The sequence below is a fragment of the Pseudomonas sp. ACN8 genome, from assembly GCF_002303925.1.
In the GTDB taxonomy this organism is placed as follows: domain Bacteria; phylum Pseudomonadota; class Gammaproteobacteria; order Pseudomonadales; family Pseudomonadaceae; genus Aquipseudomonas.
On the sequence record NZ_MRCS01000087.1, the window covers coordinates 1 to 9,625 of the forward strand.

Sequence of the window (9,625 nt, forward strand, 5' to 3'; positions counted from 1 at the left end):
GGAGTAACTTGTGATGCTGATAATCTGTTGACTAGCAGTCTGACTCCACAAGCACCCACACGAATTGCTTGATTCAGTTGTTAAAGAGCGGTTGGTTAAGATCTTTCGTCTCAACCGAGGCGCGCATCTTACAGCGCATCTTTTCAACTTGCAACCTTAAAAGCTTCTGATTTTTCAACAAAATCAACTACTTAAGCCAAGAGCAACATCAAACTGCTCGTTAGCGGGAGGCGAATAGTACAGCATTAAAATACGCGGTCAACCCCCCACCTGAAAATTTTTCTTCCTTACCAATGCGCCCAGGCTGCCACCATGAGAACCTCCAGCATCCATATAAAGCATCGAGGCAGCAGAGAACCCAATCCACGCCATCTGCAGGTGAGTGCCATCGACACGGGACCGATCATGCAAGCGATTGAACCCGTCTGGACGGAAAAGACCGAGACCGCATCCCGCGTGCGTGGCCGCATCGAGTCCGTACTGGACTGGGCCACGGTTCGCAGTCGCCGCAGCGGAGAGAACCTGGCGCGCTGGAAGGGCCACCTGACCATCTGCTACCCCGCAAACCAAGATTCAGAAGGTCAAACACCACACAGCCCTCCCCTATGACGAGGCCAACAAATTTGTTCGTATCCGGCAGCCAATTGGCGACTTCCGGGGACATGGTCAAGCACAGGGCGATACGCTTGGATGAGCGGAGCCACCGTGTTTGTCACCACCGGCTCCGTCCGGCCAGCCCCAGGGGGCTTCAAGGGCTACCACTGGATACGGCAGGCGAGCCATGTCGACATGCGCCTGGCGCAGCTCGCTCATGTCGATCAACTCGGCACAGTTGGGCAACAGGAATTTCACGCTGTCACGCAGTTGCTTCGTAACAAACGTGTGGGCCGTGCGAATACCGGGAAGGTTCTGGCCCAGCAATGGCAGGCACACTTCCAGTTGCTCCAGGGCCTGAGTCGAATAGTTCAAGCTGCGGACTCGACCGGTCTTATCCATCATGCGGGACTCCTCACCGTTGCGTAACGTCGTCACTGCGCCCTCTCCCACGTCGCTCTTCCAGCAACGTCCTCGGCAACACAAACCCTTCAAAGCTGCGCTGCGTAATCGGATTGTTAGCCTTCTCCGCCCCAACCCGATAACGCATCAACCCGTCGGCAACGGCAAAGGTCAGGTCCACGCTGGTGTCGGTTCTTCCATTGAGGCGCCCGCGGCTAAGCAGCCGGAACAACGACCACGGCCCGCGATAGCTCAGGCTGGCGGTGTTGCCGGTGCTGTGCACCAGGGTCAGTTGGCTGCCATTGGTGTTGCCCAGGCTGTTGGGCCACACCAGTCCCGTGCGTTGCGGCGCGCCATGCTGGTAGGGGATCAGTTGGCCGTCGACGCTGAGCATGCTGCTCAGGCGGGTGGCGCTCAGGGCCAGGGGTTCGATGGTGAGTTGCACGGCCAAGTGGCCGCGATGGTTGAAGAAGGTGTCGCGGATGCGCTCGACCTTTTTCAGCTGTTCCAGCACGTCGCTGCGCACCAGATAGCCGCCGAGGCTGTCGGAGTACAGCACATCGAGGTTGTCTTTGAGGAACACGTTCAGGTACTGATCGTGGAATTGCTGCAGGCGCCCTTGTGGACCAAAGAACGCTTCAAAGTCCTCCAGCGAGGCGTCCTCGCCGCTGGCCTTGAACGGGTAACGGCCCGCCAGGCGGTCGCGATAGAAGCTATAGATCTCACTGTCCCAGCGTTTCTCCAGCTCGCGCAGGGCGGCAATCACCAGCACCTGCGAGGTCTGGTCGGCGAGCTTTTTGACCTGTTGGTTCAGCGGTTCGGGCAGACCCACGGCGACGCGTTGCAGGTTGGCGATCGGGTCGGCACCGCCCAGGGAGAAGCGATTGAGCACGGTTTTAAGGGCGGCTTTACCGGGGTCGGGATTGTCGTGCACGGCCTTGGCATAGTCGTAGACGGCGCTGACCGAGCGCAAGGTTTCTTCGTAGTAGGACGGCTGCTCGCCTTGCGCGGTGATCAATTCGGCCAGGCTGGAGAACGCGCGCCGAATACCAGCGGCCTGCTGTTGGCCGTCCGATACCTTGTCCAGCGCCAGTGGTGCTTGTCCTTCGGCCAAAGGCACGGCCGGGTAAATCACGCTGTTGTCGCGCAAGGTTTCCAGTAGGCGCCGCAGCGGTGCGGCCGGGCCGGTGACTTGTTCCAACACGGCCACACCGTGGCTGAGGTCGTCGAAATCGGTGACCGCGAACTGATTCAGTGCCCGCCGCCAGCTGTCCACATAATCGGCGCTGTACAGGGCGCGAATGCGCTGGGTCAGAATTTTGCGGTCTTCATCGGAGTAGTCCAGGCGCTGCCGTTCGCCGAGCACCCATTGGTCGATCATGGCCAGTTCGATGATGCCGTCGGTGCCAGGCTCGAAGTAGTCCTTGAAGCCCTTGGCGGTAAGCAGCGGTGGCAACTGCAGGCCGCTGCCCGCTTGATCGGTGTTTAGCGGGCGGTAGACGATATCGAACGCTGGGCCGACCTCATTGCGCAGGTCCAGCGGGCGATGCAAACGCTCCAGAGCGTCCTGTTTCAGGCTCATGTAGACCCGTTCGGCCATGGGCAACTGGCGCAATTGCTGTTGCACCTGGGCAATGCGTTCACGGTAGTGCGGCAGGTCGGCGTCGGCGTATTTCAGCGCGTAGCCCAGGTGGCCCATCAGATCGGCCTGCATCTGGCCCTGTCCTGGATAGGCGCGCTGCCACTGCCTGGCGACCCATTCTTCGACGATGGCTGGGCGGCGGTTTTGCCGCTCTTCAAGCATGCGGTAGACGCGCAAGGCCGCCAGTTGCTGATTGCTGCCCGCAGGCGCGGTGTTGATCGCATCCAGCACACCACTGGCAATCGCCGGCAGGAAGCGCTTGGATAGCAGATTCAGGTACGCCTTATCCACGGTGGGGCCGATCGCCCTCCCCTGATACAGCCCCATATCCGACAACAACGGCCACGCTTGGCGATAGTCGCCGTAGACCAGCACTGCATCGCGAATCTGGTCCAGGGGCAGCAACAGGTTGCGCCCGGTGGGGTCGACCTTGGCGTCGATGTCCCGCTCACTGAACTCCTGGCTCTTGGCCAATACATTGGCCGCCTTGTCGCGGTTGATGTTGAAGTAAAACTGCCAGGTGCCGATGGTCACTAAACACCCGAGGGACGCGACGCTGAACCCTGCGATCAACAGGCGCCGTTTGCTGCGGGCCACCTTGATGTTGTCGCCCGCCAGTCCCGCTTCGGGGTAGATCACCCGCTGGAACAGTTGCTGGGCAAAGTAGATAACCGTGCCACCGGCCGGTTTGACCTCAGGTGGTGGGGGCGGCAGTTGGTAGGCTTGCCCCGCTTCTTTTACAAAGGCATTGCTCAGGGTGCCTTGCTGCAAGACCGAGGAGAAATACAGCCCGCGCACCAGCGCCGGGGTGGTGAAACGATCGCTGCCAAGCATTTCGCTCAAGAAGCCAAACAGCGCCGGGCGCAGACCCGCCACCTGGTGCGCCAGCGCCTGCAAGCGATCGCGCTCAATCAATGTGCGCGACTCCCTGGCGCCGTCAAAAACTTGCTCGCTCAGGCAGACGACAAAGGCCTGGTATTGGCGTGTCAGTTCCGCCAGCCAGGCATCGAAATCATCCACCGCGTCCAGGCTGAAGGTGAAGCCCAACAGGTCTTCGCGCCCACTGCGCGACAAGCGGGCGAAGAACTCTTCGAAACCTTCCAGCAGGTCGAACTTGCTCAGCGTCACGTACACCGGCAGGCGCGTGCCCAATTGCCGCGTCAGCTCAAACAGCCGGGTGCGCAGCAGGTTGGCGTGGGCCTTGCGTTGTTCGGGACGCTGCCCCAACAAGGCCTGCACATCGATCACCAGCACCACGCCGTTCAATGCCCGACGGCTGCGGTTGCGCGTCAGCCAGTCGAGCAGGTGCGACCAGAGGCGCGCATGGGTGCCGGCGGGCAGTACCGGTTTGACCTTGCCCTCGGCGCCCGACTGCTCCTCATCACTGACCGTCGACTCCGGGTGGCTGAGAAATTCACCCGGAGGATCGATCAACACCGCCTCGTCACCAATCCACCAATCCACCGGATAGGCCAGTTGCTCTTCCTGGTGCACCCTGACCCCGGCCTTGGTCACATGGGATAAGGCAAAGCTCTGGTTGGAGCGCGTGATCAAGCTGGTCTTGCCGGCGTTCTCCTCGCCCAGCACCAGGTACCACGGCAGTTGATAGAGCGAACGGCGGCGCTCCATATTGTTCAGCAGGTTGCCCAGGCTGCGATCCAGAGCCCGCTCCTGCGCTTCGATATAAGGCAGGCAGGGGTCGGCTTGTAGGGCAACCTCATGTTGGCGTTCGACTTGCAAACGCTGGTAACGCTCCCGCACACGCCACGCCCAGACCAGCAGCGGCGCTACGATCACCACCACACTGACCGAGACCCGCATCGCCAAGTCGGCCAGCGGCTGGTGCTCACGCCAGGTCCACTGTGGCCCCAGCCACCAGATGGCGATCAGCAAGAACACCACGCCCAGCAGCACCAGCACCGGTAGCGCCTGATTGAACTGGCGCAGCAGCGACAGGCCCCAGCGTATGAGGTAACTCCAGACCGTTTTCATGAATCGCTCCTAGCGTATTTATAGAATTCATTGCCTACAGACAGCATGAACGCGTTCCTTTTTGCTCCCGCTAACGCCACGCCCATGGTCATGGCTTGCGCTTTTCAAAGCTGGCGATGAACTCATCGAGGATGCGTTTGTTTTCGGCCGCTTCCTCGGCCGTTGGGCCACGGTCGTTCGCCCAAGGGTCCGGCTTGGGCGCGACTGAGCCGTAGCGAATGCGCACGGACTTTAGGATTGCATCCCACACGGCCATGGCTTCGTAGTCGGTGAGGGAGGGGTTGACGGGATCTGGTGAAGCGGGTTGTTGCCAGAGCGGCAGTTCGTAACCTTTGTTAGCGAATTGGGGAAGCGTCCAGCGAACTAAGTCCTTGGGTTTGTCAGGATTGATTGGAGTTCTTTTTATCCCACCCGCCGACATACGAAAATTCATGCTTGGACGATTCAGGGCGGGATTTTCACGATAGATTTCGGCCCCGAAGAGGATTTGACGGTGAGTGTCGTCGCTGAAGCCGATCAGGGATTCTTCCGCCGGCATTCCCGCGAGGGTGATCTTCTTCGTGCGCAGGTTTTCATAATCACCCGCGAGGAAAACCCTTGCGCCCTCCTCGGTCCGGGTCTTTATGCTTTTCGTTTGGCTAGGCGATAACGCGTTGACATAAACCTCGAGCGAGACATCCGAAGCAGGAGGCCGAAAATTGAATGTCGCGATCTCCTGATCGTGGTGACTACGAATCACAATCGGCCCAAGCGCAAACCCCGCGCCGGCATTTTCGGGGGTGACTTTGAAGATTTCCTTAGACAGCTTTAATAGTTGGGCTTGAACGGGATCCGTATCGCCGTCGTAGGATTGAGCTCTGAGCATGACGTAGACGTCATCGATCAGCAGATGAGACTCATGAACGAATGTTTGGCGGCGTGTTGCTTGCTTGTAGTACTGCAGCAACTTTTCCCTGGGTGAGGCCATTTTCGCCGACACCAGCATCGACACATCTGAATTCTTATAGTTCTTAACCGCCGAGATCCGACGCGCCCGCTCCTGCAAGGCCGCATCAAATCGCTCCTGCGTCACGCCCTCCCCCAAGATCAAGACCTCAACGCTTGAGTGATCAGCTCCCAATCCGTAGTACAGCTTCACATCCCCGCCACCACTCCAGTTGGCGGGCAGATCGATCAGGCCTCGGCCCAGCGCCCAGGTGCGCATGTTGCTGGTCAATTCGTGCACGGTTTGTTTCTCCTGTTCGGTGGGCTGTTTGAAGGCGGTGCACCCGGCGACCGCCCCCAACAGCAGGCCTGTAAAAAAAGCGGTCAACCGGCGCATAGCGGCCTCTTGGCTTTCGCTGCGATTTTGATGAGGGAGTAAAGAGTGAATTGCTGGGTTAACGGATTGGCGTACGACGCTTCATGATCGAAGCCGGGTGCCTGGACTTGCTGGCGGATCGAATCCTTGCGTGCCTGCCTGATCGGCGCACGGCCAGAACTCACCGGAACGGTGCCGTCGCCCGTGCCGTCCTGCATGCGGCAGTGCAATTCCCAATAGCTGGTCTGCACGGTTCTGACCGGCGAGTCGGGATCACCGCGCAGGGGTGGCACGGCCTCGGCTTGCCCGCCGACGTACAACGGGCTGCGTCCGTCGTCGCGCACTTCATGCATCTGCAGGCTGGACACCGTGAAGGCATCGGGGCTTGAGGCATGGGGGCCATTGAGACGAGACCCGCGTCGCATTTCCCAGGTGATGGATTCGAAGCTGGGGTGCTTGTCGTCGTTGCCGTAGTAGACGTAGGTTTGCGGGTGGTATGACCCAGCGATGTCCTGGTGAAACTCCTTTGCGCTCCGGATGTTATCCGCGAAATCTTTCCACGTGATCGGATCCCCATCCTTCGGAGCCAACCACTCTTCGCGCAGCAATCCCCACCAACGGTCACGTCGCAGATAAATCTCTTCGTAGGGGTCTTTTTCCGGCTGGCGCGGCATGGCCGGCCCGCCTCGCTCGTCGATCAGCCGCAGCCACCCCGGGGCATAATCCTGGGTGGGCAGCAATTGCAAGGCTCCAGGCGCCTGCGCAAACACAGCGGTGACCTCCTGGCCGGTCGGGCCAATCACCGCACCGGCAATGGGGTCCTCGTCGCTCATGCCGACTTTGCAGCGGCGGTAAGCGACCGGCGCGCCGATGGCAGGCATCACCCCATGGACCACACCGGCGATCTTGTCGGCCATGCCCGGCAGTTGCGCGCATCGCCTCGCCACCAGCCCACCCATGGAATGCGTCACCAGAATCACCTGCTGGCAATTGCGACCGTACTGGTGCATCAGCTCGTCGATGCGCTTGGCCAGCCTGGACGCGGCCTGTTCGTTGGAGTCCAGCCAGTTGTAACCACAGGCATGCACCGGCATGCGGTAGCCGCCACGCGCCACCAACTCGTCCGAAAGTATCGACGGCAACTGGCTGGCGAGGTTGGCGCCCAATCCCGGCATGGCGATGGGAATTTCAGGTTTTAACCGGGTGATGTGCGTAGGCCCAGGCTCGACGGCCACGGTGTGCAAGTGCTCCGGCCGGATGTCGAATTGCGGCCATTGGTGGGGCAGGAATTGGCTGTTCAGGGTGTCTTCCAGCCAAAGCAGAAAAGCGTGATAGCTGGTTTCGCTGACTTCGCCCCAGCCACGTTCTCGATAGCGTTTGGTCAGGGCCAAGGCTGCCTTTTTCTTGTCTGGCTCTGGCTGGGTAATGACCGTACCTACGGCGCGTTTAGGCACCGCTCCTTCTCTATCAACTTCCGCACGAACCGGATGCAGAATTTTTTGACGTTCGCCTGGTGTTTTAAATATCCAGTTTTTCGCCAACCACATGTTCTTTCCCATGAACCCCGCATCCAACCGCCAGATGGGTACCCCCTCTTCTCCCTGCTCTTCGCTCTCCTGCTCAGCAGGCTTACTCTTCAAATTCGACCCCATGATCCCCGGCACGAAAATCACCGGCAGCACCCCATCCGGCGGCAATATGCAGTGCACCGGGTCGGTGATATGGCTGGGCGTCAGGGTCCAGGTATGCACAGGGTTACCCCGGGCGTTGTAGGTCATCGGGGCGACGCGCGGTGTCGACGGGTTATCAGTCATCAAAGGTCTCCTTGCTCGAGCCATTCCAGTACAAGCCCTTCCAGCGTCATGCCCTGTTGCAGGGTGACGAAGCCATCACCATCGGTACGGCCTTCGAAACGTGCGCCGTCTTTGCGCACCAGAGCGTAGGCACGGTTGCGGATGGGTTGACCGTCCGGGAAAAAGGTTTGAAAGCGTTCGTTGAACGATGTGCTGGGCCAGCTATTGAGTTCCGTTGCGGCATTGCTTGGGTCAATGAAGTACTTGTTCGCAGCCTTCACCGTGAAATTGCCTGGCATTCCCAACTCGATATTGCCGCCCTGCATCTTGATATAAGCCCCACCGCACAACAGGGTGATGTGCTTGTCTGCCGCCACCAGCACGTGTTGCTGGCTGGCGCTGATTTCCACGCTTTGATCCGCTTGCACATGGATGCTGTTGTGCTGGGCCTGCAACAGCAGCTGGCCGTTATGGGCGATATGGCGCATGTCGCCACCCTGGGCAAACAGTCCGAGCTCATCGCCTGCATTGATCACCACTTTCCTGCCGGCGGTGAGTTGCTGGTTCTGTTGCGCAACGCTGTCGATGTGCTCGCCTGCACCCATGGCAATACTGCGGGACGTCGCGGCAGCGATGCCGGCAGGCCCACTTAACGCGATGACGGGTTGCGTGCCATTGCCGGAGCCATTGGCCTGATCATTGGCACCATGGCCCAACGCATTCACGGCATCAGTCAGGGACTGTTGCGGCTGTGAATCCCGGGCAATTCCTTGGGCATTTTCGGCAGATGCTCCCAGCTGTTTGGCCAAGGTCAGGGCGGCTTGCAGCACCTCGATCACCTGCTGGCGTTCCAGTTGACCCGCACCGGCCTTCAGTTGAGCTTCAGCGCTCAGCAATAAACCTTTTGCTGCGCGCAACGCGCCGTGACCATCCGTACGCAACTCAAAACCTTCCCCTCTAGGTTTTCCGCCACCGTAGTGGCGTGGATGAGTGAGGTAACCCAGATGCAGCGCGCTATGTTCGTGATCACTCATTAGCGCCGCGCTGATTTGCGCAGTGGTGTCGTCAATGCGCAACTCGTTGGCTCGTGTACCCTTGAACTCGCGACTTTTGGTCGTCGCTACGGCGTTGAGCTTGGGCAGCTCGTACGGCGGTAGATTGGTCTCGCGGTAGGTGCGGCCTGTGGCGATCGGCTGGTCAGGATCGCCATCCAGGAAGCTGATGATCAGTTCCTGATTGACTCGAGGCACGGCCATGGCGCCCCAGGTCGCCCCGGCCCAACCCTGGGCTACACGAATCCAGCAGGAACTCTGGTCGTTGTTTTTGTCCGCGCGATCCCACGGGAACTGCACCTTGACCCGGCCCCATTCATCGCAATAAATCTCTTCCCCTGGCGGGCCGACCACTGTGGCGATCTGCGGGCCGTCGATGCAGGGTTTGTCACGCAGTGGGGCTTTCCAGTCGGAGGTCCAGCGGATGGCTGTGGCCTGCATCTCGTAGGACGTGCCGCTGCCGCTGCCGAACGCTTCTTCCTCCAGGCTGCTGTGTTGTTTGCCTGCGTGGGTGATGGCGATGGTGCGCCAGCGGTCGTTGAAGTCTTCACGCGGGTGCTCGTTGAGATCAAACGCCAGCCCCGGTTGCAGGCGCGCATCGTCACCGGCCACATGCGCCAGCTTGGCGTCGTTGCGCAGGGCGGCCAGGCGGGTCTTGGTGAAGGGCTTGCCGGCGATGTCGCGTTTGTAGCGGCCGGGATAGTCGTAACGTTCATAGTCCTTGTGCTGGTTGTTCAGGTCCTGGTCGCCGGTGGCGGTGTGCTGCTGGTTGTAGTACGGATGGGTGAAGGTGTAGTCGCGCTGTACCTGGCGTGCGGTGCGCACTTGTTCGGTGTAGTGGAAGCGGTTC

The 9,625-nt window shown here is 60.1% G+C and carries 6 protein-coding genes; 1 reads left to right on the top strand and 5 read right to left on the bottom strand.

Annotated elements, in window-relative coordinates; all coding sequences use genetic code 11:
- Positions 1 to 312: 312 nt before the first annotated feature.
- Entirely contained in the window at positions 313 to 609 is a 297-nt protein-coding gene (locus BSF44_RS31210; protein ID WP_371918301.1) for a hypothetical protein, read from the top strand.
- Positions 610 to 666: 57 nt separating this feature from the next.
- On the opposite strand, the gene BSF44_RS28500 is transcribed toward BSF44_RS31210, so the two are convergent.
- The 5 genes from BSF44_RS28500 to BSF44_RS28520 form a co-directional block, all read right to left on the bottom strand.
- Positions 667 to 999, bottom strand: coding sequence for a hypothetical protein (locus BSF44_RS28500; protein ID WP_095946336.1), 333 nt, complete (start codon positions 997 to 999; stop codon positions 667 to 669).
- A 10-nt stretch (positions 1,000 to 1,009) separates the two neighbouring features.
- Complete coding sequence (gene tssM / locus BSF44_RS28505; protein WP_095946337.1) at positions 1,010 to 4,630, bottom strand: type VI secretion system membrane subunit TssM; 3,621 nt, start codon at positions 4,628 to 4,630, stop codon at positions 1,010 to 1,012.
- An 88-nt stretch (positions 4,631 to 4,718) separates the two neighbouring features.
- Entirely contained in the window at positions 4,719 to 5,951 is a 1,233-nt protein-coding gene (locus BSF44_RS28510) for a T6SS immunity protein Tli4 family protein (protein WP_095946338.1), read from the bottom strand.
- Positions 5,939 to 7,744 carry a triacylglycerol lipase gene (locus BSF44_RS28515; protein WP_095946339.1) on the bottom strand — a complete coding sequence of 602 codons (1,806 nt, stop codon included), beginning with the start codon at positions 7,742 to 7,744 and terminating at the stop codon, positions 5,939 to 5,941. Before BSF44_RS28515 ends, BSF44_RS28510 begins: the two co-directional genes overlap by 13 nt.
- Positions 7,744 to 9,625, bottom strand: a 1,882-nt coding sequence (locus BSF44_RS28520; RefSeq protein ID WP_095946340.1) for a type VI secretion system Vgr family protein, incomplete at its 5' end; no start/stop codon positions are given. The genes BSF44_RS28515 and BSF44_RS28520, both read right to left, overlap by 1 nt.

Excerpts from the sequence above, each read along its gene's own strand:
- BSF44_RS28500 (WP_095946336.1), bottom strand. The coding sequence starts at position 999 with ATGATGGATAAGACCGGTCGAGTCCGCAGCTTGAACTATTCGACTCAG.
- BSF44_RS28510 (WP_095946338.1), bottom strand. The coding sequence starts at position 5,951 with ATGCGCCGGTTGACCGCTTTTTTTACAGGCCTGCTGTTGGGGGCGGTC.
- BSF44_RS28515 (WP_095946339.1), bottom strand. The coding sequence starts at position 7,744 with ATGACTGATAACCCGTCGACACCGCGCGTCGCCCCGATGACCTACAAC.
- BSF44_RS31210 (WP_371918301.1), top strand. The coding sequence starts at position 313 with ATGAGAACCTCCAGCATCCATATAAAGCATCGAGGCAGCAGAGAACCC.
- tssM (WP_095946337.1), bottom strand. The coding sequence starts at position 4,630 with ATGAAAACGGTCTGGAGTTACCTCATACGCTGGGGCCTGTCGCTGCTG.